Below are 25,843 nucleotides of genomic sequence, written 5' to 3' on the forward strand. Positions count from 1 at the left end.
GGCGATTCCTAAACCTCACGATTTAAGTTTCTGCTTCCACCGCCGTCGCATACCACAGTTAAAAAACCATGTACTGTCTTACACAGAGTCCACAGACTTTCGCCCCATTTCAGAAGCCCGATTCCGTGTGTCCCACGGTACGTTGACCGCCTATAGCTTCTTGTACTTGTTGCGCGCGACTTTTTACCCGGCCAAGCTTTTCTGGTCGGAACCCCCTAAGCCGAGTTTTCAAGGTGCTGCGCCGTCCACTTGGTTTTCGAGACTGGCCTTTTAATTCTAACGTAAAGCCAACCTAGAACGGCGGGGTTTCAGACCCAAAATTTCCGATGATTCCCGTGATCGATAATTGGCTGAGTCCGCGGCTACAGATTCGTTTTCAACTGGAGAGTCCCCAGTTAGCTATTTTTTATCCCGATGGCTCCCGGTTTTTGACCACCCTAGAAATCAAGCAAAAGGCTGAATTAGCCGAACAAAGGGCCAGGACCGCCGAACAGCAAGCCCAACAGGAACGGCAACGGGCCCGGGAAGCTGAGGCAAAATTAGCCCGCTTAGAGGCGCAATTACGGGCCCTGGGGATTAATCTAGAGGAAAGCTAACGAGAGGCGGGAAGAACGGGATTTAACCACTGGAGAATCTCATCTTTGAGACGGGAATTATCCCGGGCAAGTCCCTGTTTTAACCATTGGCCGATCGCATCGAGGGGAGTAAATACTTCTCCGGTTTGCCAACTGACATCTTGACTCAAGGGAGTGAGATGATTGCCCGGGAGAGTTCGCAGGGTAATTAAATCATTAAAGCGTTTTTTTAGCAGGGGATTTAATACCAGCGATTGATCGATCGTGTCGTCTTGAAAACGGATTAAAAGATTGCGACGAATGGCATAATCTTGGAAAATTAACTCGTTTGTTTCTTCGGGGGAAGGGGTAAATTCGAGGTTAAAAGTGGTGTCAATTTGCAAAGGTTCGATAAAAGGAATAGCCCGACGAATGGGATAATTATTAAAGGAAATGAGGATATTTCCTTCCCGTTCCACTTCGTAGAGACTACCGATTAATAAATGCAGTTTACAACCCATACTATGACCCAATCCGTAGATGGGGAGATAACCTTGGGGCAGACTATGATTCCAGCGCAGACGTTCAATAATATTATCAAAACGGTTTAAAACTGTGCGGGCGATCGATTTGTGATCGAGGGTATTAACAAAGGGAGTAGCGACAATAGCGTATCCTGAATTGCCAAGACTTTCTAATAACCAACGATAGGTAATATTCGGGGCCGCCGCTACAAATGCCCCACCTAAAAAGTGAATGATACCCCGGGGACGACGGGGGAGAAAAACCCAATTACCTGCTATTTCTTGCCAATTCATAATTAGTTAGGGTTTGCTTAAAAAGTCTATTGGTGGGGTTAGGAGTCAGGAGTCAGGAGTCAGTAGCCAGTCGTTTCAGGCTTTGTTATCCTTCTTTTTGTACCAACTTATGTACTGCATTAAGAATAATGCAAGGTTTTTGAATGTCCCAATCCTATTTTCGCAGCATGAACATCGGATTTTAACAGGTCAAAAGCCTTATTTTAAAAGGGTTTTACCATTATTCAGCAAGCCCTAGTTATCAGTGAATTAATACTAAATCTGGTTATTAAAAACTGATTATTTATTTCCCCTTTTGCCTGTTGCCTTTTGCCTCCCCTCTATAAGTAGCCTATACTCAACGGATTTAGTATTAGTCACTCACCAAATAAATACCACTTCATATTATACTAAATCCTGTTTAAAAGGGATAGGATATTAGTCAGAGATTGGCACGGCTGGATAAGGATAACTGCTTACCCAAGTCATCAAAAATCGGGATGAATAGTTCTAGTCGAGTTTTTTCTTAATAAAAGCCACTAATTGAGACATTTGTTTCTTGATAGTTTCCATTTCTGTTTGCATTTGGGCAATTTGGGCATGGAGAGTCTGAATATCGGTGCTATAATCCCCGGTGAGTTCCTCTAGTTTCGGGCTAGAAACTGTCGGTTTGGGAGAATACTGTTTTGCCTTGGCTATCGCTTCTTTAATCGCTTGTATTAATTGTTTTTGGTCGAAAGGCTTCTCAATAAAGGCAAAATACTGGAAAGGTTCGGGTATTTTCTCTACTAGCTCCTCTTTCCTTCCCGACATTAACACTAGGGGGATACTTTTGAGATTATCTTCGCTTTGGATTTGCTGAAACACCTCCCAACCGCTCATTTTTGGGAGAAGGAAGTCCAAAATAATCAAATTCGGGTTTTCAGTACGGATGAGATTATAGCCCTCTAATCCGTCTTTAGCTTCGAGGAATTCAAAGTTACCCTCTGGTAACATATCGCGAACGCGCATCCTAATCACTTTACTGTCATCGATAACGAGAATTTTATGATTTGACACGATAGACACCTTAGACAAGAGACAATAGATAAACTCGATGATTCGAGGGGATATTGGCGAAAACTTTCGGCATAGGCATTGAGGATTCCCAAAAACCCCTTAGAAGTTAACATACATCATAAAGAAAAAACCTCGGTTAATGTCCGAGGCTGCTGTTGTAGGAGAACTCAATGCAAAACAAAAGGAAGATACCAAAACCAAAGAGGTTTTTATCGGTAAATCACCCTTATTGTCCCATTGTAACCCCTGTTTAAGCGTATCGGGAGGAAGTAGCACTTTTTAGGGCTAAATAACCTAAACCGAGACATAAAAGCGCATTTACGCCCAAAAATGCCTGAGCGCTCCTACCAGAACCTAACCAGACCAGAGTAGGATCGATAACAGCACTGATCCCTAAAGTCACCGCCATGGCTAAACTTACCCCCACCGCTAACCATTTAGCTTGGGGATGACCTAAAAGCAGAGCAATCAGGACAAAAGGCAGGATAACACTGGCAAAAAGCGGATTAAGGGCAGAACTTCCCTGAATAACACCTCCTAGGTCGGAAAGAGAACTCCCCATGACTCGGAAAGGCCATTGGGGTAAATCGAAGATATAAAGACCTCTGAGGAAAAATAAGCCAGAACTGCCAAAAATTAGACCAGCATTCAAAAATCCGTTCCAGGAGAAGGGAAAATAATTTCTCAGCCACCAAGCGAGGAGATAAGAACCCAAAACCATAGCCATTTTGGGTAAAACCGCCACCGCACCGCCATCAATCCAGAAACGAGGATTGAGATAACCGTTATCGCGCAACCAACGCCAAAAATCCCGGAAAGTAATCTGTCCTTTTAGGGCCAATTGTAGGGCATTGCCCGCGTCTAATTGTCCGGCCCCAAAATGATTAAAGGGATCATCCTTGATCTTACGGGCCGACTGTTGCAAAACCTCTAAAACTGCATTGGGTTCTTTAATTCCCGCAGCCTTGATTAAAGCTACCACCCCAGCAACGTGAGGGGCTGCCATGCTGGTTCCCTGAAAACCGAGGAACGCCGGTTCCCCCCCCTTAGCCGGATCGATGGTTTCTTGGATAATTTTACCCGTATCGGAGCCGCCTGGGGCAGCAATATCGATTCCGGCCCCGAAATTAGAATAGGGGGCTTTATTTCCGGAGGCATCTACCGCAGAAACGCCGATAACGTGCGGAAAACGGGCGGGATAGGCGGCGGAATTATCATCGCCATTACCGGCAGCGGCGACGATTACCACACCTTTACTATAGGCATATTCGATCGCCTCTTTCATTACTTGGGTTTCCCCTCCACCCCCTAAACTCATATTGATGACATCGGCTTGATTATCGACGGCAAAACGGATCGCTTCGGCGATATCGCCCACGGTTCCCCCACCCGTCCCGGAAAGTACCTTGAGTGGCATAATTTTGGCTTTGTAGGCGATGCCGGCCACCCCGTAGTTATTATTGGTCGATTGGGCAATTGTTCCCGCTACATGGGTTCCGTGACCGTTATCGTCCTCGCTATTGCTGCGATCGTTGACGAAGTCGTAGCCTTCCACAAACTCGGTTTCTCGCAGATCGGGAACTCTTGATACACCTGTATCAATGACGGCGACGGTGATCCCTTCACCGTGATTTTCTTCCCAAGCGCGTTCGATATTTATCCCCCTCAGGTTCCACTGTTTGCTATAGTCGGGGTCGTTGGGGGCGATGAAAGCATGATAAATATAATCGGGTTCGATCGATTCGGTGTATTTTTTTAGGTCGGAATTGCGGAGAGTTTTCAGGAGTTTGCTATCTCCATCAACGATGTAAAGATGTTCATCGATGGAAAAAATACTATTTAAACTGGTGGTTTTTCCCGCTTTTTTGTTAATAGCATTTAACTGCTCATCGAGTAAGCTGACCGGTAGATCGTCCTTAAAGTCGATTAAAATTGATTGATATTCGCCCCGATTTGCTAATCCAGTAAAGTTAAAGAGGGCAAATCCTAGACCGATAATGAATAGGGTTAACAATAAAATTTTTTTCATATATTTCCTAATAATTTATCGTTACAAGCCAAGGTTTTTTTAGTTTTGATGAGAAAATTTGATCGAAGTTCCCCTATTTTTGTCGCAGTTGAAGATAGAACTAACCAGTTACAAAAAAGTCACCTGTTGTTTATTTTAAGCTCGATCGCCAATCGCTGTTAATTGCCGACTGGCAAAAATAGCTTCATAGTGGCGATAATGTTTAAATTCGAGGAGATTATAGAAAGGATCCTCCAGGAAAAAGGTTTTATGTTCGGTTATCTCCCCAGTAAAGCGAGTTTTTGGTTCTAGATAAAATTTTAGTTGACTGACTCGTGCTTGTGCGAGAAGATTGTCCCAATCTCTGGCATCCAGCAGAATTAGACCAAAATGGCGAGGATAAATGCTATTTTGGGGAGTAAGAGGCATTTCGGTGACGTGAGCGACCACCTGATGACCATAGAAATTTAAGATTATCGCTTTCTCGGTTTCCCTTCCCGCTAAACAACCTAAACCATCACAGTAAAAGCTTTTAGCGGTGGACACATCGGTAATCGGAATAGCGAGATGAAAAATTGCAGGTTGATTCATGGCGATCGATTTTATCCGCGCTCTACTAGGTTCTATTGTAGTGATCGAGGGGCGACTTTTCCGAAAAATTTTTCTTGAAATTGGCAATTACCTAGGATTGGCCGAATAAATCTCAAGACATCAAAAAAGTGCTGGTCTTTGCAGTAATCGGGGGGAAAATTAGGCACTTTTTCCCTGAAAATTAGGTAATTGACCCCCTAAAAATGGGTAAAACCCCACACCCCACACCCCACCTAAAGACTTTGTGCGATTCTAAAACCAGCGTGTTGATAAAAATTCCGGCGAAACCAATTGCGATAGTAGGGTAGGATTTCTGTGCCGTTAGTCACCCAAGCTCCTCCTAACATCATTTTATGTTGACTATTAAAGAAAGGAGTGGAATTGTCAGCATAGAGGTAATGGGGTTGAAAGTCAGTTAAGGGATTAAAATCATCTTCTAGCCATTCCCAGACGTTACCGCGTAAATCATAAATTTCTGAGTTATTGCCCGTATTTTTTAACATTCCTACGGGAGTGGGAGAACAGAATTTTAAATTGAGGTTATAGTCATCAAAGTTATCGTTTTCTAGGGTATAACATCGATTTTTTTGACTGCCATAGGTGACTAAATTCCACTCAGCTTCCCTCATTAAACGTATTCCTTGACCTTGAAAACGACAGTAAGCGATCGCTTCATAATAGTTCACTTCTACCGGCCAATCGAGAGGTAAATCGAAAACATCAAACATGGCTCGGTATTGATAATTTCCGCCCTCATCTACCAGCCAAAATTTAGGATATTTGACTCGATAATGATTTTTCCATTGCCAAGCTTCCTCATCCCAATAACTGGGATTTTCGTAGCCACCATTATGGACAAATTCTTTAAATTCTCCGTTGGTAATCATATATTTACTCACCAGAAAATTGTTAACTTGAATTTGACGATAACCATACTCGTTATCCCAACCATAAACAGGAGAATCCTGGGGTTTACCAATTTCTACTATTCCCCCAGAAACCTCCACCATTTGATTAGGATAAGCTTGACCAAAAGAAGGGGCATAATGCCACCCTTGAGGACGTTGTAGACAATCTAAGGGCAGTTGTCTGAGTAACATTGAAGATGTTTCAAAGTGAACACGCTGATGCTCAATTCCCATCATTAATGACCAGAGAGAATGCTGAGGATGAATAGGAAGATTAAGGGGTACATTTTTAATTATTTCGACCACAATTTCATAGACTTGTTGCCGATATTCCCAAACTTTAGCCACCCCAGGCCACTGAATATGGGCGGTAGCAGAGTTTAATTCTTCAGGAGTTGCTGGATCTACTCCCACTCCAAACAATAATTCATAGTCAGGATTAGGGCTTTTTTTTAATAGGTTAACCAGCTGCAATTTATTCAGATAAAAAGCGGCCGCATGACCTAAATAAAAAATGAGGGGATTTCTTAAATCGTCAGGGTTACAGTAAAAAGCTTCTTCTTTGATAATGCTTTTTAACAGCATATCTTCTAATTGCCAAGCATTGTCAAAATAGTCTAGTATATTTTCTCGACTACAGTTTTTTAGGGAGATAGGAGCCTGAGCTTGAATCTTTTCCATGTTTTTATGCCTCTATTACTGATAAGAATGTTTTCATTATTTACAGAGATATAGCGTTTCCTAAGCTAGTGAGGTACACCTGTTTTTCTTCCCCTTTGCCTTTTGCCTCTTGCATGAGTGCCTAAAACCCATAACTTTTGTACCTCAGCAGACTGAAAAACGCTATAATTGACAGAGAATTAAACCGAATAAATTTTCAGGATCGGTGAAAACCTTGAGCGGTTTTAATCCCTTTGATTCTAGGTCTTTTTGCATAGTTTCTAGGTTGAATTTACGCGAAATTTCTGTTAAAATACTCTCCGATGCTTGAAAATTAACCGTTAAATCGAGTTTTTTAAGATGAACAGGGTGAGTTTTTTGACCAATTAAATACATTTCAATTTGAGATTGATCTTGATTATAGATAGCTTTATGACTAAATAAATCAAGATTAAAATCAGCTTGAAAACGCCAATTTAAATGGGAAAGCATATTTAAATTAAAAGCGGCCGTCACCCCTTGAGCATCATTATAAGCTGCTTCTAATATTGCCGATGGTTTTTGGAGATCAATCCCTAATAAAAAATAATCTCCAGCTTTTAGGACAGTGGCAATTTTTTCTAAAAATTTATCACATTCAGCCGCGGAAAAATTACCGATCGAACTTCCCAAGAAAAAAATCATTCTGGTATTATCGGAAGGGTTTTGACAATAGGCTAAGGCCTGTTCATAGGTTCCAATTAACCCCTGAATGGGTAAATTAGGATATTCTTTTTGTAATTCTATGGCACTAGCTTTGAGAATAGTTTCACTAACATCGATAGGTACATATTTAGAGGATTTTTGCTGTTGATAATAAGCGTCCAATAACAGACGAGTTTTAGTGGAACTACCACTACCTAATTCGATCAATTCGCAGTCCCCTGTATAGGCAACAATTTCTTGAGCATATTTCTGGAGAATAGCCGCTTCTGTCCTAGTGGGATAGTATTCTGGCAATTGACAGATTTCTTCAAAAAGTTGCGAACCTTGCCGATCATAAAAATATTTAGATGGTAAACTTTTGGGGGTTTTAGTTAATCCTTCAATCACATCTTTGCCATCATCTTTAACTATATTTTGTCGCGTAGCAGCGGTGGCTAAATACTCAATTTGTAACAGTTCTTGGTTAGATTGTTTAAGTTGCATAGATTCTCCGATTATTCTCCAGTTTTTTGATTGTTCTCGATCGATACCGAGGATGAAATCCACTTTGACAGCTTGAATACTGGCAGAGATTATCATTCCCCGGTAATCTTACCACTAAAACGCCGCAAAATTTACCTCTTGTCTAGATAGACAAAGTTTATGGATGGTAAATAAAAGCTGTTAAATCGCTCAAGATGAGTGCTGATATTATCCAAGCAAAATTACCGTTTCAATTAATCAGTAAAGATTGCATTTCCTCTAAGCTAAGATTTTCTTGGATATAGCGAGGTTTAAGGGGATGATAGGGACTAGCAAGACGATCTATCCTAATAATTCTAGCCGTTTCAGGAATGAGCGGAATATCGGGATCGTAGGGGGTGCTGCGGGTAAGAGAACTAGAAAAACCTTTAAAAATAGAGATTTCTTCCTCCTCCCCATCCACAGCAATAGTCACTAATAAAACCTCGTGGGGATTTTTGAGGGTGTATTGTTCCAGTTGTTGACCAATATTCATAGAAAAATGGCTAATCATCGATAGCTAAAAACTTACTGTTGTAAAGCTGAACGTCCCTGTTTGCCAAGGCGAATAAGAAGAAAATGGGCAAAATAGAGAGTATAAAAAGAGAGACCAACTAAACCAAAAAAGCCCAAAACATTAGCGGTAGCTTCTGAATGAAAAATCTCGCGAAACTGCCAGGGTGCTTCCTGCCAAACCTGACAATAGGGAGAATTTAGCAATTCCCCTGACATAGCACAGGAGAGAAAAGGTAAGGTAGAAATCGCGCCCAAAGGAGAATAGATAGTCACTGCCCAACGCCAAGCAGTGGTGACAAATTTAATCGGACTAGCGGGTAAATCTTTAATTTCATCGTTAATATCCACCCAAAACCAGAGAGAAATCGGGATTAAAATCTTAGCTAAAAAACTGGTGACAAAACCAATCGGCCAGGAAGCAATCATTAAATATACGGTAATTAACAAAAGACTAGCCACTCGCCAATAGATAATCAACAATTTTTGTAATGATTCGATTTTTGCAAATAAAGACCAAATCAACAAAATTGCCGGAATAATCACCGTAAATAGGACGGCTAAACGATAATCTATCCAAACGAGAGGACGAAACCAAAGTTGATTCATAAATTATTTAGACATAATTACACTGTCAACATTTTACTGTCTTCCGGTGCGGCAGCCAAAATCGGCCACAGCTTGACCAACAAACAAAAAAACGAGGGGCGATCTCTTTATAGCTGAGATCGCCCTAAAGCTAGGATTCTACTGTGAGGAGAGAAAAAACCGCTGCCCGACTCCATTAATCGTCATAAACGCGACACTCGGCGGCATCAGGATTATCATCACAATACTTTTCGAAGTAGGTTTTTTGGGGGTGGTCTTGACGTTGGTGAGCTGCTTCTGCTTGTAATTCTTCCACCGCATCCCAAGCGGCGGCGCATTCGCCAGAGGTGGCACCTTCCGTACTACAGACGGTTCTGGCGTTTTCTAGCTCTTCTTGAATTTTATCTTGGATATTGCTCATGATTCCTCTGGAATTGATCTATTGACACTCTAACAATTATACAGCCACGTTCTCAAACCACAGGATCGGTTATCCCACTCGATCGCCTTTCCTGTGCTATTGAGCCGATCCTAGCGCAATTTTTGGGGAATTTAAGATCAAGATTTCCTGACTGGGCCAGTTTTTAGCCCAGATTCCCCACTGGAGAAATGCTAGAGGGATTTCTCCCCGGGATAGACAGCCTCGGTAACTGCTGTCATCAGTAACAATCCTCAATCTATCAATATTTCCTCGGTCGGGGACTCTTTCAATTCCGAGTCACTATCGGACATTAGCAGACAGCGATCGCCTTTTGCCGCCCTATTTGTTGTCACCCATTGAAAAAAGCCGGTTGCTCAAGTACAGGAATTATAGAGTAATAAACGGTTCCGAGAATGGCCAAGGGTTGCTGATTTTTTTCTTAACCACAAAGACACAAAGAGAGGGAGTAAGGTATTTTCACTACTCTAAGAGCGCCAAGAGAGCCGCATCATCTAAGGACTAATATGAATTTGACTGAGAATATAACGCAAGCGATCATAATCATCTTTAAGTAAAACACTTAACTGTCTGCCCACATTCACTAACCATTGTCGATCGGCTTGACGCAATTGATACATCTGACGGATAGAAGCGGCTGCCAAAGCTTCCACGGGAGTATTATTGACCTGTAATAAAATTCGTAAAAAGTCTAATTGTTCACTAAAATAAACCACTTCTAACGACTCACATTGATAAACCGCCTGATGAATTTGTGGAGGCCGGGGAGGAATATATTGATAGATATAACCTCGCCCGGCACCATTGCCATTAACTTGTCCGGGTAAGGTTTCAAAACCGACAATAGTTGCCCGAAATTCCGTTTTTAACATAGCGAAAATCTGCGGCTGTTGTTCCCGCAATTCAGCCAAAGACAACCCCAAAGCTCTAGCGCGATGTACCGAATCGATGGGTGCAGTGGTGGCAAAGGTGACAATCCCAAAAATTTTATTACCCGTTTCTTCATCGTAGGCTTTTACCCAACTACCAAAAGCGGGCATAAAAGGAAAGTTTAACTCCTCTGGTTCCAAACATTGCGCTAAAAACTCGGTCGTCGTCGTCTCGATAACTTCGGCGATATGATCGGGATGGCGGTTATCCGTGGCTAATTGCGGTAAGGGTGGACGCATGGTTATTTTTTGCCTTTAGCGGGGGCAATAATTACTTCTTCTAATTCCGAGAGATTAAAGGTGACTAACTTATCCCAGTTGCCCCCCTCAAAAAGAACGGCCACTTTCCCATCGCTTAAACGCTGGGCTAAACCTTCAAATTTATAATAGGTATCATCGGGATTGGTGACTCGAACGGTACTACCTGGCAAAATCATAGGATTGACGACGAAATTATAATTACTGTCTCTTAGCTTATCAAAAATTAGTGATCAGGGAGTCGTGACTTACCTCTATCTTCTGTTATCCGTCTTAGGCAATACGTCCCTGTTCTCTACCCGATCAGGCGATCGCAATTCGTTGATCAGGCGACAATTGTTGTACTGCTTAAATAAGCTGTTCTAAAGTTAAGGGAATGGTTCTCATCGATTTTGCTTTAATAATTTATAATTTGCTCTATTCAACCCTCAACCCCAGCCACAGGCGAGCGCACTAACTCGTAGGGTGAGCTTTTCGATAGCGTAACGCACCAATTTAATAATAAAGTTAGTGCGTGGGGTGCGGATTGTTAATTTGAGTTTTTTATCAAAGATAATCGCCGTCTAACGCACCCCACAAGAGCGGCGTACTGCTAGGCAGTGCCTTCGGCATCGCACTTAACAAGTCATTGGGTGGACAAATTTAATATTTTTCCTTGGGTTGACTCTAAAATTGAATCTCGGATAAAAGAACTAGCATTAGTAATCTCTAGGCCAATTAATTCTCCTAAATCATTAAGTTCAGCCGTAATATTTGGATTAATTTCTACACTTTTAGCTTCTGGTTCATCAGAAATAGTTAAATGAAGAATGTCTTCTTGTTCAAAGTATCTCATTTTAGGTTTGCTCATGGATAGTATATCTCCCAGTTGTTAGGCGAAATCGAATTTGTTGGCGTGTTGTCGCATGAATGGTGACAGGAGTTATAAAATTATCATCGTATTCATAAGGAATAATTACTAAACGATTATCATGCTTGCCTACGGCAATAAGACGACCCGTTTCAGTATCGTAGTACCTTTCTCCAGAGTATTTGAGAATCTCTTCTATTTTAGCAAGTTCAAATCCTCTCAGTTTGGCTCGGTATTGTAAGTAATCCGACCAGATAATATTCGGCATTATGAGCAGACTTTGCTAATTATCTGTTATCTATTTTAATCTAAATTCTCCTTCCCAAACCCCCAACACCGTAATCCACCGAATATTACGTGTTTGGTGGTGCGTTCCCCATCATCAAACGAATGGAGTAACAAGGGTTGCATCAGGGAACGCACCCTACAAGATCGGCGTACTGCTAGGCAGTGCCTTCGGCATCGCACTATTGGGCATTCAGGTTTCTGAGAATTTTTTGTGCTAAAAATTCTTTGATTTCTGTATGTCGTGGTACAGCTTCAATGAACCCAGTTTGAGGGTTAATCCAAAGAGAATGAGAAGCACCCTCTCGCTTAAGATAACAACCAGCTTTTCGCAACTTTTTTTCTAATTCTTTACGTTTCATGGAATGGTAATTGTCTCCTCGATCGCTTCTTTTGGTAGTCCTCGACGAATATCAGCTAAACGATCTTCAAAAATTAGTTGAATAGCACTTTTTAAGCTTTCTTTGGCTTCTTCAATGGTTTCTCCTTGACCATTTGCACCTAGGACTTCAGGACAAATCGCCCAGTATCCCCCTTCTGTTGCTGCTTCAATGATGGCGGTGAATTCTCCTTTCATGATAATCTCCTTTGATAATTTATGAATTAGCGAGCTGCTACGCAGTGCCTTCAACATCGCACTCTCAATCAAAATATCACAAGATCACGACACAAGATTAGAGCATCCTGGGGATGATGTTGAGTTGAGTACCGATCACCCAATGTACAAGATCGGCGATCGCACTTTAAGTAAATTAATGATCGCCTTTCGGAATTTAGAATTAAGAATGAAATATACAGCGATCGCAATACAGTGTTTAAGATTAATTGAATATCAATTTTTCTGCTTCATCTTCTGATATTGATTGAGAAGAAATAACAATAAATTGTTCAGGAGATAAAATTACATTTTCATAAGTAAAACCACCAATGACTTTAGGATTAGAAATCATTAAATCAATAGCGTATGCTTCAGGATTAGGATAGCATTCAACTATTGCACCAATTGTTCCTTTAGGAATGATTAAATCTGAAAAATCGGCGGTTATATCTATTAAAGTTTGAATCGAATCATTAATTTTTGCTTTCATTATGTTTTGCTCCTTTAGCTGTAAAATTCTAACCAGTTTGTAATTAATCTAGGAATAATTTTACCTTGATCTATTTGCCAGATTGTGATTAAATTTCCTTGCCCCCCATTAAAACCTTTGATCCTAATTGTAACTTTTAATCTCATACCATAGGGATTATTTTTGCTTTTATAGGCTGGTGCATAAGGTAAAATTTGACGAATTTGTTGAATTATATCTTGAGTTGCAATTTGACGGCCTTCTTGAGTTTCAACAGAATAACCTATCATGGCAAATCCCATCCATTTTCCTTGATTTTGAGGGTTGTTAGGTTGCAATGAGTAATCGGTAAACTTTCGCAATTCTATTTCGGCTTGATCTGCATTTGGTAAGGGATCTCCTTCTTTCCAGCTAATACTCATATTACAATCTTACAAATGCTCTGAATCAAGCTCTGGGATTAGAGTATCATAATTTCAGAGCATAGGGTTAAGATTCCTGATTATATGAGCAAAGATAATAAAAATCATTCGCAGTTTGAGCTAAACGAAGTGCCACCCAACCCATAACATGAAGAATAATCGGGGGATGATGTTGGGTTTCCGTTGTCAACCCAACCTACAAGATCGGCGATCACACTACAAGCTAATTCGTAGTAACGCACCAATTTAATGATGAAGTTGATGTGTTACAGCCGATTGTTAATTTGTTTTTATCAGAGATAATCGCCACAAATAAAAACATAAATCGTAGGGTGCGCCATTCGATAGCGTAACGCACCAATTTAATGATGAAGTTGGTGCGTTACAGCCGATTGTTAATTTAGGTTTTTTATCAGAAATTATCGCCCCAAACAAAAACATAAATCGTAGGGTGCGCCATTCGATAGCGTAACGCACCAATTTAATGATGAAGTTGGTGCGTTACGGCGGATTGTTAATTTCAGTTTTTTATCAGAGATAATCGCCGCCTAACGCACCCTACAAGCTACTACGAATATAGTTTAATAAAATCACATGTGGGCTAGGATATGGTTTAATAAAATCCTATGTGGACTATCCTTTACTGCATAACACAGAAGACTTCCTAGTCCCATTGCAATTCCTAAATTTCTCATTGCTAATCCTCCAAGTGCAGCCAGGACAAATGAATAATAATCATACAAAGCTGAATAATGATTGAAGTTTTTAATTGGTATATCTGGCAAATCAATCAAATTTAAGCAGTCTGCTAACAACGCAGCATTACCAAGCAGTATAACATACTCTATTATAGCCACTTCCCCACTAGGATCGATCGCATTTACCGGATTTACCCCAGCGTATAAATAATCATGCAAGGTTATCGGTTGATTATTGAAACCCTCAAAGGGATCAACGGAAGCAAAACGCCCTGTATTAGGATCATAATACCTTGCTCGTAAATAATAGCCATCTACTGCATCATCAAACTGCTCACCAGCAAACAGATAATTATTATCCGCATCCCCTACTTTACGGGTTAAATTACCATAAGCATCATAATCATATTCTACGATAACAGAACCATTATTACCCGTCATTAAACGAGTGCTACCTAAACCATCCACTTGATAGTAAATCCGATTTGCACCGTCATCTTGAGAGATTAAATCCCAACCGTGAGTATAGGTAGTATTAACTGTACCATTAGTTTGATATTCCTCAATCACTTGGGCGTATTGCTGTTGATTATTGTCAATTAAGAAGCGAGTCACCTCACCATCCACATCAATCGCCACTCGGATACCATTATGATCATATTCAAACTCGATGCGTCCGGTTTCGCCGTTTTCCGTGACTTCTACTGCGGTTAATTCACCCTTAGCATTCCACTCATAATTAGTGGTAGTTGCGCCATTTTCTACCTTAGCAAGGAGATTACCCTCATCATCGTATTGATATTGGGTAATATTTCCGCCAAGGATTTCTTTTAATAATCTGTCGTTTTTATCATAGTTATAGGTGGTTTTACCTGCCACTGAATCGACTTTTTCTAAACGATTTCCTACTGCATCAAAACTATAAGTAATCGTTTTGTTACCTGCTACAGTGTCAGTAATTTTCTCTTGGGTTAAACGATAGAGATTGTCATAGGTGTACTCCACAGTGCGACCATCATTTTCTACCACTTTCACCCGATTACCCATCGCATCTAGGGTATAAGCATAACTAGAAATAATGCTCGTATCATTGCGGTTTTCGAGGTAGGTTAAGCGATTTAATAAGTCATATTGTTGATTTTCAATCACCCCATTGGGGAAGACTGTTTTAATCAAATTACCCACCGCATCATAATTATAGTCTGTTACTCCATTATCGGCATCTTTAACAGTATCAAGGCGATTCAACACATCATAAGTATAAGTGGTTGTGCCTGAAGGTACGCTTAAGGTAAGAATATTACTAGCCTTGTCGTAAGTATAGCTAATAGTACGGTTATCGGGTTCGGTACGACTAATTAATCTGTCTCGCTCATCATAAACATAATTTGTCATCCCTCGGTTATCGATAACGGTAGCTAATTCACCCGTCAAGGTATAGGTAAAGGTTTCCGTAGCTGTACCATCAGAGAAGGATTTTTCGGTTAACCAGTTACGCTCATTATATTTATAGGTGGTGACTGCTCCGTTAAAGTCGGTTACTTTAATTAAATTACCGATTTTATCGTGAATTGTCTCGTTACGTTGTCCACCAGGTAAGATGGTAGCTTTTAGACGGCGTAAACTGTCATATTCAAACTTAGTGATGTTACCATTTGCGTCTTTTTGCTCGATTAAATTACCCACTAAGTCATATTTATACTCAGTGCGTTGATTTAAAGCATCAATTACCGCCGTTAGTCTTCCTAAAGCGTCATATTCATAATTAGTGGTATTTCCTGCTAAATCGGTTTCTGCTATCACTCGTCCTAAAGGATCATAAGTGGTAGTCATTACCGTATTATTAGCATAAGTTGTGGTAAGAAGACGATCAAGCTCGTCATAATCATACTCAGTGATGCGCCCTAACGCATCTGTTTTGGCAATTTGTCGCCCGTCTGCATCATAATTATAGCTAGTAATTTGATTGAGGGCATTAGAACCTACTCATCCTCCCCATTCAAACTCAAATTCAGGTTCAGGTAAAGTTTCAACTCCTAAATCTTGAGATTCCAATAGAGGAGTGTCATTAAGCTCAGGTTCAGGTTCAGGTTCAGGTTCAGGTTTTGCATAAGCTTCAGGTTGATCCTCTTCTTTGCATTTTATATCAATGGTTTTTATGTCGTTATCCCAAAATGGAGCATCCACTTCTTTTACAGAAATACTTTCAGGTTCACAACTTTTTGTATCTATAATAGTATTATTTTGATCGCCTTCGACAATATCAATATCTCCTTTTTGAGTAAAATTTTCGATGTTGGTCGTTTTTTCAGAGCTATCTTGATTAATATCTCTGCCAGCAAAGTTATCTGGACTATCTTGGGCCAAACCTACAAGGACATCCTCTGCCAAATCTTTGAAATTACTCCAAGTGCTTTTTTCTGACATGATTTATCACTCTCCTAAGTAAATAACTAAGATAATCATGGCTTATACTCGTCTAATCCTAGCACATAATCTACTAAATTTCTAGTCTGGGATGTGGCATCAGGGGCTAGGGCATCTTTAAGCAGAGTTTTAATATTAGCGAGTAGTTCATCCTCAAAATCTATCCAAAAAAGTTTGCGTTCTTCCTGAAGTTGAGGCGATTGTAAAAGTCCCGTAAAGCGACCACTCATTTGTAAGGATCGATTCGCTACACCTGGATTATCTTCTCCTAAAGATAATTCATAATCTTCTCTCTTTTCTAATCGTACTTTTGTAATTCCACTAGCATTAGGACTGTAACGCTGAATGGTGGGACTTATGGGTAAGTTAGGTAATCTATCACGCATTAGGTTGGTTAAAGTTGGGATTCCAGGACTTAAGGATAATAGGGTTTGGTAAACGTGCTTATTTTGTTCCCAACGTTTTTGATTGTCGGGAATAGTGGGAGCGACTTCAACTAAACCGACATTAAATTCTCGTAGATAGTCACCAGCAAGCCCCAATGTACCGACAGGAAGCCGATGAGTTTCATCAAGAATAGCTAAGATTTTTTCACGGGGTTTATCATCTTTGGGTTGGGGATTTGGCCCTAGTTCCAGAATACGGGTGAGTAGGTTGTCTAAAAATAATGGCCCAACAATATTTGATGATGATTTAGAGAGTGGTTGGCTTAAAATAACGAGGGCGCGATGATAAAGAATGTCATCCAAGTCAAGCATTTTTAAGTCTGGATGAGGTTCTGTATATTCTAATAAATCCTCATGGTTTAACATATCTTTAAAAAGTTGTACCCCCCGTCTTGTTAAAGTAAGTTGAGGCTGATTAAGATAGAAGAAATTGGCCATGTTAAGTTGTTGTTCAATATCTTCTAACAGTTGTAAATCTTTTGATTTTAAAGAGGTTTCCTGCCTTGCTGCATTCTCTTTTACTTTTTTTAGTTTTTCTTTGACTTTATCTGGAAAATACAATAGATGAACTAATTTTCTTAATGTTGGTATTTTTTCTGATTCAAAATTTTGAAGATATATTAACAGATATTCTGCAATTGTGGCCGCATTATAGACAACGGCAACTGTTTCACCATCCAGTTGATAATGCTCAACGATAACCTGAGCAATCATTGCAAAAAATTCGCGTCTATCTTGGGGATTGTTGAGATACTGCAATGGGTTAAAACAGCAGTTACCACGCGGCCAACGATAACAGATAATATCAGGAAATTTCTGTTGTAAGTAATCGGCAATATCGGTAAATGCCGCGCCTTCTTTTCCGCCATTAATACCGCCTTTAGCTTCGCAAACAATGACAGTACCATACCACTTTAAAGCCCCTGAAATTAATCTTAATAATACAGTAGTTTTGCCAGATCCAATTGCTCCACCGATAAACAAATGAGTAGAAAGTAAATCTACAGGCAACCAAAAAGGGTATCTAGTTGTTGTTTCGGGATAGGATGCCGCTTGTCCTAAATAAATTTTGTTTTTTCCTGGTTTAATTTTATCGCCATCGTATGGATTATCAGCATTATCGTCATCAGAATTAAGATTTGCTAAGACTGACTGAAGACTTTGAGGAATCCGTTTAGGCTTTCCTAGATTATTGCTTTTTTGAGCTAGGGGAATAGGTTTGAGAGAAAAAGGATAGGACATAATTTATTCTTATTGAAAGGGATGGTCATTTATGTCTTCACTATGATCAGCCTCTATTGGACGATGTAAGGAGCTTCCAAGTAAAGGATTATCAGGGTCTAATCGCTGCATTACTGAATCCATAATTTCCAATAATTCCTTCCCTTGTTTTCCAAAAGAAGCTCTATTTGTTTGCATGGCCAATAAAATATTATACGCCTGAGCAACTACATCTAAAAGCGTTTGTTGAGTTTTTTCTTTCAATTCAAATTTTTGCTTGAGAATCCTTAGTTCCTCACTCAATTTATAAATTCTTATATCTTTTCTTTGTTTAATATAATCATAAAATGTTGGTGTCAAACGTATAGAATTTTGATAATGTCGTCCATAGATAAAGAAAAGTCCAAGAGTCAAAAATATTCCTATCATTGTTGTTGACGAATTAAAACTCCTAACAAAAAAGTCATCCCATTCATCAAACTTTAAGAAAATTACTACTGTCAACAAGTCTAATACTGGTTTAAATAAACAAAAGACTATGCCAACCTGAATCAGGGAAAATACAATCAGATACCATGTTGAGATTTTAATCCCTTCTTTGTATTTACCCAATAAATCTTCGTTGTTACTTTTTAATATGTGTATTCGCACAGCGTTAATTGTTGCTTGTGGCCATATAAGCGCGTGCAAAAATTTATCATTTTTTGGTTGCTCCGCTAAGTGAACAATTTCATCTACGAGATGAGCAAACTTATCATCTTCAGGGTTAATGGATTCAATGGTTGTCATGTTAAAAACTCCTTAAACAAGTTAGAAATAAATTAAAAAATCAAGGATCAATCAGTTTTCGAGATTCTTGTTGACGGTATTGAGATTTAAGATACTGTAGTCTTAAGGGTGGATAAATTGATAATCCTGTTAATGAAACCGCAGATAAAACACTTGCTGTAAGAAGGTAAGTATTAAAACCACTAACAAAGCCTAAGCCTGTGGAAATGCCTACACAAGAAGTTAATAAAATGTATGAAGTTGCTCTCACTCTGTTTTTCAATGGTTTTTCATAAAATAATTGACAAAATAAATGACATAAATCGTCGTAAGATCTCATCCAAAGACGTAGAATGATTACAAGAATTACGCCGAAACTCCCTCCTAACAAACCGCCCATCATAAGTTCACTAAAAATTTGAACGAACCAATTCTGATCGTGAGCAAGACTCCAACCATAGACATTAAACATTCCTACTGATGAAAAAGCTAAAAATACACCTAAACCTAACAACGCTAGATAGGGAGGAAAAGCAACATCAAATTTAATTTTAGCCGTTTGAATAGAAACATTAAAACGGATGCGCTCCTCGTTAGCATTACTTTCTAAAACAATTTCTCGCTGATAAAATTTATCTGCTTTGAGTTTACTTGTATCAATCGTAATCGTGCAAGTTACCTCTTCCTCATAGTGCGCTTCAAACCGTTTGGGAGTAATGCGAATCCAGACATGATCATCTGGTGTATGGGGCGGATCATTCGGATGAGGCGCAACATACCATTGCCCTTGTAAAATCGTCTCAGAAACCGTATTTTTTAGCGTAATTGTTTGGCTTAACTTTTCCCCTACTTTGCCAGCAACAAACCTCAATTCTGACTTATCAAAAGTAATATCAGGAATCCGAACAATATAAAGCGGTTGTAAAGCCTCTAACGCCGTTTTTGCATCAGGAAAGCGATTCACTGGCTCAGGTTCAACCATTTTTTCCAGCCATTGAATAAACTTAAAACTAAACTTGGGAACCCGATCTTTAAAAATAATACGATTCGTGGAAAAATTGACTAACTTTCCAATATCGGATGTCTTAGTTTTGGTAATTAAACAGATTAAGGTTGCCCCTAAACCATACAAATCAGACGCTTCTGTTAACTTTTGATTATGAACTTGTTCTGGTGGCATAAATCCCAAAGTACCGCCCATCATGGTACTAAATGCCATTGTATTATTACCAATTCGTGCCAAACCAAAATCAATTAAATAAACCTTAATATTATCATCTACTAAAATATTTTCAGGCTTTAAATCTTTATGTATAATGATAGGAATCTGATTTTGTAAATAGATCAAGATTTCTAAAATTTGATTAGCAATATCCTTAATTTATTCTGGGCTAAACGTGCGAGGTTTTGATAAAGGAGCGGCATTCTTATATTCCTGTACAAAACATAACCCATCCCCCGGATCAAATTTAGTCAGAAATTTTGGTATTCCTGGATGCTTTAACCCCCGCAGTACCTCAATTTCTCGCTCAATCGCCTTGTACTCATCCCAGTTGTTAGTTTTTGCAAAACAAAATTGCTTAATCACCACCGCTTGCTGTGAGTTAAGATCAAGAGCCTTATAGGTAATCCTGCCGCCTGTGGCATTGTTGTTCAGGCATTCTGTCACTTCATAACCAAATTGACGAAAATCGGGGAAAGTAGTCATGGATAGACCTCTCAGCGAAATAAGTCAGGACATTTGCCCAGAGTCATTTCTGGCCAAAATGCCTTGTTTGAACGGTGCTATCAAAAATTAGTGAAGTTTTCTACCTCTGGACATTTTTATTTTGAAAATATTGATCTCCCCCACCCGTCAAATCTTCCCAGTTAAGCTGCCAGATTTGCTAGGAGAAGATAGGGTGAGAGGCGTGACTTGAGGAAGCACCTCTACCAGATCGGCGATCGCAATGAAAAAAGCTCCCCACTTCCCCAACAGTGAATAATAGGTTCCCATCCCAGTGATCTGTGTTACCATTCGGGGTAAATTCAAGCGATCTCCAGACACCTATGAGCAAGGTTCTCGTGTTGAATGCCTCCTACGAACCGCTAAATATTACCAGTTGGCGGCGCGCGATCGTTTTGTTGTTGAAAGGAAAAGCTGAATCCCTAGAACATAACGGAAAAGTGGTTTGTCGTGACTTACCCTTGCCTTCTGTTATCCGTCTTAGGCAATACGTCCGTGTTCCCTACAAGGAAATTCCTTTAACCCGTCGTAATATTCTCGAACGAGATCATCACACCTGTCAATACTGTCTCTACCGAGGTGAACAATTAACCATCGATCATGTGATTCCCCGTTCTCGCGGAGGGGGTGATACCTGGGAGAATCTAGTGGCGGCTTGTGTGCGTTGTAATGTGCATAAGGGCAATCGTACACCAAAAGAGGCCAATATGTCCCTGCACGCCCAACCCCGTCGTCCCTACAGTAGTCTCCACTTTGAGCTATTAAAGCACACCAGGGGGAATCACAATCACGAATGGCGTAAATATGTCATCGGCATTTAGGGTGAGAAAGGCATGGTGAAACCAAGACCAAAATTGATTCCCATGCCATTATTATTAGTCTGGGTGCGAGGATTGGCAACTCCCGTGCCTAGATAAACCGAACAACCGCGACAGGGGGAATTGACTCGGTAGCGCACCGCCATGGGATCATTAGGATCGGTGATAGTTACTCCCTGATGGTTTAAGTCTTTAATTAGATTGGTGACGGGTTTGAAAAAATCGGCGCTGGGGGGTTGAGTTGGTTGCAGTTCTAGGGTTTGTTCTTGGGAAGCAAGAACGATTTCGGAAGCGATAATTAGCAGCACAGAGGTGGTTAAGCCAAATAAACCCAGATTATTTTTGATCTTCATTTTTTTTTATCACCGAGAGATTGTTAATTTCTTCTGGTGAGAATTCTAGCGTTTTCTCACCGGAAAGGACCCTACCCTAATCAGTAAAAAAAATTTACTGATTTCTAAGTACCTAAGCAAAATTAATTACACATCTAAGCCACTACTCCGTCAGACTTCTGGTGTGAGGAAACAGTGAACTGAAAACTCAAATCCGATCCCTAATAGCTGTCTCCCGTCTCCCGTCTCCTGTCTCCTGTCTCCTGTCTCCTGTCTCGACTAGGAAATTAATTTTGCACGACTACTTACCATACTTATAATAAGCGGCACAAGCACCTTCACTAGAAACCATACAAGTACCGATGGGATGTTCTGGAGTACAAGCAGTCCCAAATACTTTACATTCCCAGGGTTTTAAAACACCTTTAAGAATTTCGCCACACTGACAAGCTTTGTGATCTTTAACGCGCTGATTGGGTAAGGTAAATTTCTTCTCCGCGTCAAAATTACTGTACTCATCTCGCAGTTTTAATCCTCCTTGAGCAATTTCTCCTAAACCTCGCCATTCAAACTGATCCCGCAGTTCAAAAACTTGGTTGATTGCCGATAAAGCGACTCTATTTCCTTGATTTTGTACCACTCGATCATACTGATTTTCGATCTCACATCTCTGCTCATCTAATTGTTTTAATACCATCCAAATTGATTGGAGAATATCCAAAGGTTCAAACCCAGAAACTACCACAGGTTTATGATATTCTTGGGCAATAACTTGATAGGGTTCTGTGCCAATTACCATGCTAACATGACCGGGACCAACAAAACCGTCTAACTGTAAATCTGGGTTATCTAACAAGGCTTTCAGAGCGGGAATAATCACCACATGATTAGAAAATAAACTAAAATTAGTGATACCATCTCTTTGGGCTTCTAAAACAGTTAAAGCTGTGCTAGGAACGGTTGTTTCAAACCCTAATGCTAAAAATATTACTTCTTTATCGAGATTTTCTCTAGCAATTTTTAAGGCATCGCGAGGAGAATAAACCATGCGAATATCATCACCTTTTGCTCGTGCTTGCAGCAGACTCAAATGGGAACCGGGGACACGCATAGTATCGCCAAAAGTTGTCAGAATTACATTCGGTTGTTGTGCGAGAAAAATGGCATCATCTAAACGACCTCTCGGCATCACACAAACGGGACATCCAGGACCATGAATTAATTCGATAGTTTCGGGAAGTATTGCCTCGATACCGTATCTAAAAATTGAGTGGGTATGACCTCCACAAACCTCCATAATTTTAGTAACTTTTTCCCGCTTTTCAGAGATTCTTATCGATAATTGTTCAATTTGCTGAATTAATCCTGCCGCTTTAACGGGATCACGAAATTCATCAACGTATTTCATTGTTTATCTCCTTTAATTATAATTTTTAGCTGTCGGTCGTCGGTAATAATTGCCGTGATTTATAGCATTTCCTAAGCTAGTGAGGTACACCTATTTTTCTTCCCTTTTGCCTCTTGCCTCTTGCCTAAAACCCATAACTTTTGTACATCAGGAGACTAAAAAACGCTATATATTTCCTAAGATAGACAACAAAATCAATTTATGGGTGAATAATGTAAAAACATTAATTATGATTAAATTCTGCCTCTAATTCCGCTAATTGTGTTAATAAATTTAAGGTTTCTTGCGCCTCATCTTCATCGATTCGATTCATAGCAAAACCCACATGAACTAATACCCAATCCCCTACACAAGTATTAGCGGGATGGTCTTCATCAACAATGCAAGTAATATTTACTTCTCTTTTTACACCCCCCACATCGACGAGAGCGAGATAATGGTTTTCATCAATAATTGCCGTAATTTGTCCCGGTATGCCTAAACACATAGTTTTTACCTTAAAAAATCTAGTTTTTGCTAATTATGCGCTGATTTTTTGCCTAGAGATTGCAGTAAGAGTAACCGAGAATCAGGTCATACTTCATCCCTCTGAGAAACGCTATACAGTCAAAGGTTATCCTTTTTACTTAGTCCTACCTGCCATTCTGGACTATTGCCCTCAAGAACAGCTTTTTTCCCGTATCTTTTTTAAGATTTCCCCTGTCCCGGACCGTGGACAGTATCCAGGCCCGGGTAAAACTTTTGTATTAGGGACTACATCTATGATAAGAAATTATTCAATCAATCGATCGGGTGACATTCTAGGCTATGATTTCCCTGACTATAGTTATTTCTCTACATTAAGGAAAATCTACGATGACAACCTTTCCCATCGATTTGAGTGCCTATAAACCCATCAGTCTCGACCCCAGTAACCCCACCCTCACCGACGACCAAAGAAGCGCTCTAAAAGCCAATATCCAACTCTGTCGCGATGCTATCATCTTTTTTACTGCCACGGGTGCGGCCCGGGGTGTGGGTGGACACACCGGCGGCCCCTACGATACCGTCCCGGAAGTGGTGATTCTCGATGCTCTTTTCCGCAGTCAACCTAGTCAATTTGTACCAATTTTCTTCGATGAAGCGGGACACCGCGTCGGTACTCAATATCTCATGTCTGCGTTAGAAGGTTCTTTACCCCCAGAACAATTAATGCACTACCGCGAGGCCAATTCTAAACTCCCCGGACACCCGGAATTAGGATTAACCCCCGGCGTCAAATTTAGTTCTGGCCGTTTAGGACATATGTGGCCCTACGTTAACGGTGTCGCTTTAGCTAACCCCGGAAAAACTGTTTTTTGTTTAGGTTCCGATGGTTCTCAACAGGAAGGCAATGACGCAGAAGCTGCCCGTTTAGCCGTAGCTCAACACATCAATGTTAAGCTGATTATTGATGATAATGATGTGACGATTGCCGGTAATCCTTCCAAATATTTACCCGGTTATGATGTGGCTAAAACTCTCGTTGGCCATGGTCTAAAAGTGTTAGTGGGAGATGGGGAAGATATCGATAGTTTGTATCGCAACATCTGTGAAGCAATTAATACTCCCGGCCCGATTGCGATTATTAATAAACGTCCCATGTGTCCAGGGATTGAAGGTTTAGAAGGTTCTAACCACGGTCATGATGTGATTTCTGTCCCCTTGGCTTTGAAATATTTAGAGGCAAAAGGACACAGTGCCGCCGTGGAATATCTCAACAGTATTAAGAAGCCTTCTAATGACTATAAATTCCTCGGTTCTGGGGATAAATGGGGTTCTAACCGCAACGTTTTCGGTGAAGCGGTGGTCAGTCTTTTAGGCAAAATGAGCGAAGAAGAACGCAAAGCTAATGTATTAGTAGTAGATAGCGATTTAGAAGGTTCCTGCGGTCTGAAAATTATCCACGATAAACATCCCGAAGTGTTTATTCCTTCCGGTATTATGGAACGGGGCAATCTTTCGGCAGCCGCCGGTTTTGGTATGGAAAAAGGTAAACAGGGAATTTTCGCCACCTTTGCCGCTTTTCTAGAAATGTGTATTTCTGAAATCACCATGGCCCGCTTGAATTATTCTAATCTTTTATGTCATTTTTCCCATTCTGGTATCGATGACATGGCAGATAATACCTGTCACTTTGGTTTGAATAATTTCTTTGCCGATAATGGACTCGATGACGGTTACGAAACCCGTCTTTATTTCCCGGCCGATGCGGCACAAATGACCGCTTGTGTCGAGGCAACTTTCCATCAACCCGGTTTACGTTTTATCTTCTCGACTCGTTCTAAAACTCCCAATATTCTTGATACTAACGGTAATAATTTCTTTGGCGATGGTTATACCTTTGTCCCCGGAAAAGATGAAGTAATTCGAGAAGGCACTGCCGGTTATATCATCAGCTTTGGCGATGGTTTATACCGCGCTTTAGATGCAGTGGAACGCTTAAAACAAGAAGGTATTGACGTGGGTTTAATTAATAAACCGACTCTCAATGTAGTGGATGAAGAAATTATCGCTAAAGTTGGTAGTTCTCCCTTTGTTTTAGTGGTAGAAGCATTTAACCGTCGCACGGGTTTAGGTAGCCGTTATGGTTCTTGGTTACTCGAACGCGGTTTAACTCCTAAATACGCCTACATTGGTACTCACCATGAAGGTTGTGGCGGTTTATGGGAACAGTTCCCCCACCAAGGTATTGACCCAGTTGGTATCATTAGTAAAGTTAAATCTTTAATCGCTTAGAGAGTATTTTAGGGTTAGCTTTAATCAGTTATCAGTTATCAGTTATCAGTAATCAGTCAACAGTAATCAGTCAACAGTGAACATCTTTAATAATTAAGTAGGTAGGCG

29 protein-coding genes and 1 pseudogene are annotated in these 25,843 nt (G+C 40.2%); 3 read left to right on the forward strand and 27 right to left on the reverse strand.

Translation table 11 applies throughout. The features are described from left to right. The first annotated feature begins 326 nt into the window (after positions 1 to 326). Positions 327 to 596, forward strand: coding sequence for a hypothetical protein (locus N0824_RS01090; protein WP_373456612.1), 270 nt, complete (start codon positions 327 to 329; stop codon positions 594 to 596). On the opposite strand, the gene N0824_RS01095 is transcribed toward N0824_RS01090, so the two are convergent. The 24 genes and pseudogenes from N0824_RS01095 to N0824_RS21175 all read right to left on the reverse strand — a co-directional run bounded on the left by N0824_RS01095 (position 593) and on the right by N0824_RS21175 (position 20,402). After that, entirely contained in the window at positions 593 to 1,372 is a 780-nt protein-coding gene (locus tag N0824_RS01095) for a DUF1350 family protein (RefSeq protein WP_108935374.1), read from the reverse strand. The two genes, N0824_RS01090 and N0824_RS01095, sit on opposite strands and share 4 nt — an antisense overlap. 489 nt (positions 1,373 to 1,861) lie before the next feature. Next, positions 1,862 to 2,410, reverse strand: a complete 549-nt coding sequence (locus N0824_RS01100) for a response regulator (protein ID WP_046663685.1) — start codon at positions 2,408 to 2,410, stop codon at positions 1,862 to 1,864. Positions 2,411 to 2,660: 250 nt separating this feature from the next. Beyond that, positions 2,661 to 4,439, reverse strand: coding sequence for a S8 family peptidase (locus N0824_RS01105; RefSeq protein ID WP_108935375.1), 1,779 nt, complete (start codon positions 4,437 to 4,439; stop codon positions 2,661 to 2,663). Positions 4,440 to 4,574: 135 nt separating this feature from the next. Next, positions 4,575 to 5,009 carry a VOC family protein gene (locus N0824_RS01110; protein ID WP_108935376.1) on the reverse strand — a complete coding sequence of 145 codons (435 nt, stop codon included), beginning with the start codon at positions 5,007 to 5,009 and terminating at the stop codon, positions 4,575 to 4,577. A gap of 233 nt (positions 5,010 to 5,242) precedes the next feature. Further along, positions 5,243 to 6,598, reverse strand: coding sequence for a 5-histidylcysteine sulfoxide synthase (gene ovoA / locus N0824_RS01115; RefSeq protein WP_108935377.1), 1,356 nt, complete (start codon positions 6,596 to 6,598; stop codon positions 5,243 to 5,245). Positions 6,599 to 6,760: 162 nt separating this feature from the next. After that, positions 6,761 to 7,765, reverse strand: coding sequence for an L-histidine N(alpha)-methyltransferase (gene egtD, locus N0824_RS01120; RefSeq protein WP_108935426.1), 1,005 nt, complete (start codon positions 7,763 to 7,765; stop codon positions 6,761 to 6,763). 229 nt (positions 7,766 to 7,994) lie between these two features. Continuing rightward, complete coding sequence (locus N0824_RS01125) at positions 7,995 to 8,279, reverse strand: hypothetical protein (RefSeq protein WP_108935378.1); 285 nt, start codon at positions 8,277 to 8,279, stop codon at positions 7,995 to 7,997. A 32-nt stretch (positions 8,280 to 8,311) separates the two neighbouring features. Beyond that, positions 8,312 to 8,905 (reverse strand): DUF3177 family protein, encoded by a 594-nt coding sequence (locus tag N0824_RS01130; RefSeq protein ID WP_002740183.1) that lies wholly within the window; start codon positions 8,903 to 8,905, stop codon positions 8,312 to 8,314. 175 nt (positions 8,906 to 9,080) lie between these two features. After that, a complete protein-coding gene (locus N0824_RS01135) occupies positions 9,081 to 9,305 on the reverse strand; it encodes a Calvin cycle protein CP12 (protein ID WP_002792997.1) in 225 nt (74 codons plus the stop codon). A gap of 512 nt (positions 9,306 to 9,817) precedes the next feature. After that, a complete protein-coding gene (locus N0824_RS01140; RefSeq protein WP_108935379.1) occupies positions 9,818 to 10,492 on the reverse strand; it encodes an HAS-barrel domain-containing protein in 675 nt (224 codons plus the stop codon). A gap of 2 nt (positions 10,493 to 10,494) precedes the next feature. After that, positions 10,495 to 10,689, reverse strand: coding sequence for an NAD(P)H dehydrogenase subunit NdhS (locus N0824_RS01145; protein ID WP_002759298.1), 195 nt, complete (start codon positions 10,687 to 10,689; stop codon positions 10,495 to 10,497). A gap of 446 nt (positions 10,690 to 11,135) precedes the next feature. Further along, positions 11,136 to 11,360, reverse strand: coding sequence for a DUF2283 domain-containing protein (locus N0824_RS01150; protein WP_108935380.1), 225 nt, complete (start codon positions 11,358 to 11,360; stop codon positions 11,136 to 11,138). Continuing rightward, entirely contained in the window at positions 11,347 to 11,628 is a 282-nt protein-coding gene (locus N0824_RS01155; RefSeq protein ID WP_061431492.1) for a hypothetical protein, read from the reverse strand. The genes N0824_RS01150 and N0824_RS01155 overlap by 14 nt, the downstream gene beginning before the upstream one ends. A 199-nt stretch (positions 11,629 to 11,827) precedes the next feature. After that, positions 11,828 to 12,007 carry a type II toxin-antitoxin system HicA family toxin gene (locus N0824_RS01160; protein ID WP_108935381.1) on the reverse strand — a complete coding sequence of 60 codons (180 nt, stop codon included), beginning with the start codon at positions 12,005 to 12,007 and terminating at the stop codon, positions 11,828 to 11,830. Continuing rightward, the gene (locus tag N0824_RS01165) at positions 12,004 to 12,222 is read right to left on the reverse strand and encodes a type II toxin-antitoxin system HicB family antitoxin (protein WP_108935382.1); all 219 of its coding nucleotides are present in this window, start codon (positions 12,220 to 12,222) and stop codon (positions 12,004 to 12,006) included. The genes N0824_RS01160 and N0824_RS01165 overlap by 4 nt, the downstream gene beginning before the upstream one ends. A 244-nt stretch (positions 12,223 to 12,466) precedes the next feature. Beyond that, a complete protein-coding gene (locus N0824_RS01170; RefSeq protein WP_108935383.1) occupies positions 12,467 to 12,733 on the reverse strand; it encodes a hypothetical protein in 267 nt (88 codons plus the stop codon). A 14-nt stretch (positions 12,734 to 12,747) separates the two neighbouring features. Continuing rightward, positions 12,748 to 13,134 (reverse strand): DUF6883 domain-containing protein, encoded by a 387-nt coding sequence (locus N0824_RS01175; protein WP_108935384.1) that lies wholly within the window; start codon positions 13,132 to 13,134, stop codon positions 12,748 to 12,750. A gap of 590 nt (positions 13,135 to 13,724) precedes the next feature. Beyond that, on the reverse strand, positions 13,725 to 14,879 hold the full coding sequence (locus tag N0824_RS21815; protein WP_373456613.1) for an RHS repeat domain-containing protein: 1,155 nt from the start codon (positions 14,877 to 14,879) through the stop codon (positions 13,725 to 13,727). Positions 14,880 to 15,110: 231 nt separating this feature from the next. After that, positions 15,111 to 15,797, reverse strand: a pseudogene (locus tag N0824_RS21820) (hypothetical protein); the annotation flags it as partial. A 21-nt stretch (positions 15,798 to 15,818) separates the two neighbouring features. Then, positions 15,819 to 16,259 carry a hypothetical protein gene (locus N0824_RS01185; RefSeq protein ID WP_108935385.1) on the reverse strand — a complete coding sequence of 147 codons (441 nt, stop codon included), beginning with the start codon at positions 16,257 to 16,259 and terminating at the stop codon, positions 15,819 to 15,821. 35 nt (positions 16,260 to 16,294) lie between these two features. Next, positions 16,295 to 17,947: a hypothetical protein gene (locus N0824_RS01190; RefSeq protein ID WP_002782306.1), complete on the reverse strand. Its 1,653-nt coding sequence runs from the start codon at positions 17,945 to 17,947 to the stop codon at positions 16,295 to 16,297. Positions 17,948 to 17,956: 9 nt separating this feature from the next. Continuing rightward, positions 17,957 to 18,715 carry a hypothetical protein gene (locus N0824_RS01195; protein ID WP_002782307.1) on the reverse strand — a complete coding sequence of 253 codons (759 nt, stop codon included), beginning with the start codon at positions 18,713 to 18,715 and terminating at the stop codon, positions 17,957 to 17,959. A gap of 40 nt (positions 18,716 to 18,755) precedes the next feature. Then, complete coding sequence (locus N0824_RS01200; RefSeq protein ID WP_306438736.1) at positions 18,756 to 20,075, reverse strand: protein kinase; 1,320 nt, start codon at positions 20,073 to 20,075, stop codon at positions 18,756 to 18,758. Beyond that, on the reverse strand, positions 20,076 to 20,402 hold the full coding sequence (locus N0824_RS21175; RefSeq protein WP_233256330.1) for a hypothetical protein: 327 nt from the start codon (positions 20,400 to 20,402) through the stop codon (positions 20,076 to 20,078). Positions 20,403 to 20,743: 341 nt separating this feature from the next. Here N0824_RS21175 and N0824_RS01210 point away from each other — a divergent pair, with 341 nt between their 5' ends. Continuing rightward, positions 20,744 to 21,241: an HNH endonuclease gene (locus tag N0824_RS01210; protein WP_002759301.1), complete on the forward strand. Its 498-nt coding sequence runs from the start codon at positions 20,744 to 20,746 to the stop codon at positions 21,239 to 21,241. On the opposite strand, the gene N0824_RS01215 is transcribed toward N0824_RS01210, so the two are convergent. The 3 genes from N0824_RS01215 to N0824_RS01225 form a co-directional block, all read right to left on the reverse strand. After that, entirely contained in the window at positions 21,238 to 21,591 is a 354-nt protein-coding gene (locus tag N0824_RS01215) for a hypothetical protein (protein WP_108935387.1), read from the reverse strand. The two genes, N0824_RS01210 and N0824_RS01215, sit on opposite strands and share 4 nt — an antisense overlap. A gap of 280 nt (positions 21,592 to 21,871) precedes the next feature. Then, on the reverse strand, positions 21,872 to 22,978 hold the full coding sequence (gene hypD, locus N0824_RS01220) for a hydrogenase formation protein HypD (RefSeq protein ID WP_108935388.1): 1,107 nt from the start codon (positions 22,976 to 22,978) through the stop codon (positions 21,872 to 21,874). A gap of 223 nt (positions 22,979 to 23,201) precedes the next feature. Then, on the reverse strand, positions 23,202 to 23,465 hold the full coding sequence (locus tag N0824_RS01225) for a HypC/HybG/HupF family hydrogenase formation chaperone (RefSeq protein WP_108935389.1): 264 nt from the start codon (positions 23,463 to 23,465) through the stop codon (positions 23,202 to 23,204). 368 nt (positions 23,466 to 23,833) lie between these two features. Between N0824_RS01225 and N0824_RS01230 the strand changes: the two genes are divergently transcribed. Next, on the forward strand, positions 23,834 to 25,735 hold the full coding sequence (locus N0824_RS01230; RefSeq protein WP_108935390.1) for a transketolase C-terminal domain-containing protein: 1,902 nt from the start codon (positions 23,834 to 23,836) through the stop codon (positions 25,733 to 25,735). Positions 25,736 to 25,843 lie beyond the last annotated feature (108 nt).

Source organism: Microcystis sp. 0824 (assembly GCF_003112475.1).
Classification (GTDB): domain Bacteria; phylum Cyanobacteriota; class Cyanobacteriia; order Cyanobacteriales; family Microcystaceae; genus Microcystis; species Microcystis aeruginosa_C.

Excerpts from the sequence above, each read along its gene's own strand:
- N0824_RS01090 (WP_373456612.1), top strand. The coding sequence starts at position 327 with ATGATTCCCGTGATCGATAATTGGCTGAGTCCGCGGCTACAGATTCGT.
- N0824_RS01095 (WP_108935374.1), bottom strand. The coding sequence starts at position 1,372 with ATGAATTGGCAAGAAATAGCAGGTAATTGGGTTTTTCTCCCCCGTCGT.
- N0824_RS01105 (WP_108935375.1), bottom strand. The coding sequence starts at position 4,439 with ATGAAAAAAATTTTATTGTTAACCCTATTCATTATCGGTCTAGGATTT.
- N0824_RS01110 (WP_108935376.1), bottom strand. The coding sequence starts at position 5,009 with ATGAATCAACCTGCAATTTTTCATCTCGCTATTCCGATTACCGATGTG.
- ovoA (WP_108935377.1), bottom strand. The coding sequence starts at position 6,598 with ATGGAAAAGATTCAAGCTCAGGCTCCTATCTCCCTAAAAAACTGTAGT.
- egtD (WP_108935426.1), bottom strand. The coding sequence starts at position 7,765 with ATGCAACTTAAACAATCTAACCAAGAACTGTTACAAATTGAGTATTTA.
- N0824_RS01125 (WP_108935378.1), bottom strand. The coding sequence starts at position 8,279 with ATGAATATTGGTCAACAACTGGAACAATACACCCTCAAAAATCCCCAC.
- N0824_RS01130 (WP_002740183.1), bottom strand. The coding sequence starts at position 8,905 with ATGAATCAACTTTGGTTTCGTCCTCTCGTTTGGATAGATTATCGTTTA.
- N0824_RS01135 (WP_002792997.1), bottom strand. The coding sequence starts at position 9,305 with ATGAGCAATATCCAAGATAAAATTCAAGAAGAGCTAGAAAACGCCAGA.
- N0824_RS01140 (WP_108935379.1), bottom strand. The coding sequence starts at position 10,492 with ATGCGTCCACCCTTACCGCAATTAGCCACGGATAACCGCCATCCCGAT.
- N0824_RS01145 (WP_002759298.1), bottom strand. The coding sequence starts at position 10,689 with ATGATTTTGCCAGGTAGTACCGTTCGAGTCACCAATCCCGATGATACC.
- N0824_RS01150 (WP_108935380.1), bottom strand. The coding sequence starts at position 11,360 with ATGAGCAAACCTAAAATGAGATACTTTGAACAAGAAGACATTCTTCAT.
- N0824_RS01155 (WP_061431492.1), bottom strand. The coding sequence starts at position 11,628 with ATGCCGAATATTATCTGGTCGGATTACTTACAATACCGAGCCAAACTG.
- N0824_RS01160 (WP_108935381.1), bottom strand. The coding sequence starts at position 12,007 with ATGAAACGTAAAGAATTAGAAAAAAAGTTGCGAAAAGCTGGTTGTTAT.
- N0824_RS01165 (WP_108935382.1), bottom strand. The coding sequence starts at position 12,222 with ATGAAAGGAGAATTCACCGCCATCATTGAAGCAGCAACAGAAGGGGGA.
- N0824_RS01170 (WP_108935383.1), bottom strand. The coding sequence starts at position 12,733 with ATGAAAGCAAAAATTAATGATTCGATTCAAACTTTAATAGATATAACC.
- N0824_RS01175 (WP_108935384.1), bottom strand. The coding sequence starts at position 13,134 with ATGAGTATTAGCTGGAAAGAAGGAGATCCCTTACCAAATGCAGATCAA.
- N0824_RS21815 (WP_373456613.1), bottom strand. The coding sequence starts at position 14,879 with ATGGGTAATCGGGTGAAAGTGGTAGAAAATGATGGTCGCACTGTGGAG.
- N0824_RS01185 (WP_108935385.1), bottom strand. The coding sequence starts at position 16,259 with ATGTCAGAAAAAAGCACTTGGAGTAATTTCAAAGATTTGGCAGAGGAT.
- N0824_RS01190 (WP_002782306.1), bottom strand. The coding sequence starts at position 17,947 with ATGTCCTATCCTTTTTCTCTCAAACCTATTCCCCTAGCTCAAAAAAGC.
- N0824_RS01195 (WP_002782307.1), bottom strand. The coding sequence starts at position 18,715 with ATGACAACCATTGAATCCATTAACCCTGAAGATGATAAGTTTGCTCAT.
- N0824_RS21175 (WP_233256330.1), bottom strand. The coding sequence starts at position 20,402 with ATGACTACTTTCCCCGATTTTCGTCAATTTGGTTATGAAGTGACAGAA.
- N0824_RS01210 (WP_002759301.1), top strand. The coding sequence starts at position 20,744 with ATGAGCAAGGTTCTCGTGTTGAATGCCTCCTACGAACCGCTAAATATT.
- N0824_RS01215 (WP_108935387.1), bottom strand. The coding sequence starts at position 21,591 with ATGAAGATCAAAAATAATCTGGGTTTATTTGGCTTAACCACCTCTGTG.
- hypD (WP_108935388.1), bottom strand. The coding sequence starts at position 22,978 with ATGAAATACGTTGATGAATTTCGTGATCCCGTTAAAGCGGCAGGATTA.
- N0824_RS01225 (WP_108935389.1), bottom strand. The coding sequence starts at position 23,465 with ATGTGTTTAGGCATACCGGGACAAATTACGGCAATTATTGATGAAAAC.
- N0824_RS01230 (WP_108935390.1), top strand. The coding sequence starts at position 23,834 with ATGACAACCTTTCCCATCGATTTGAGTGCCTATAAACCCATCAGTCTC.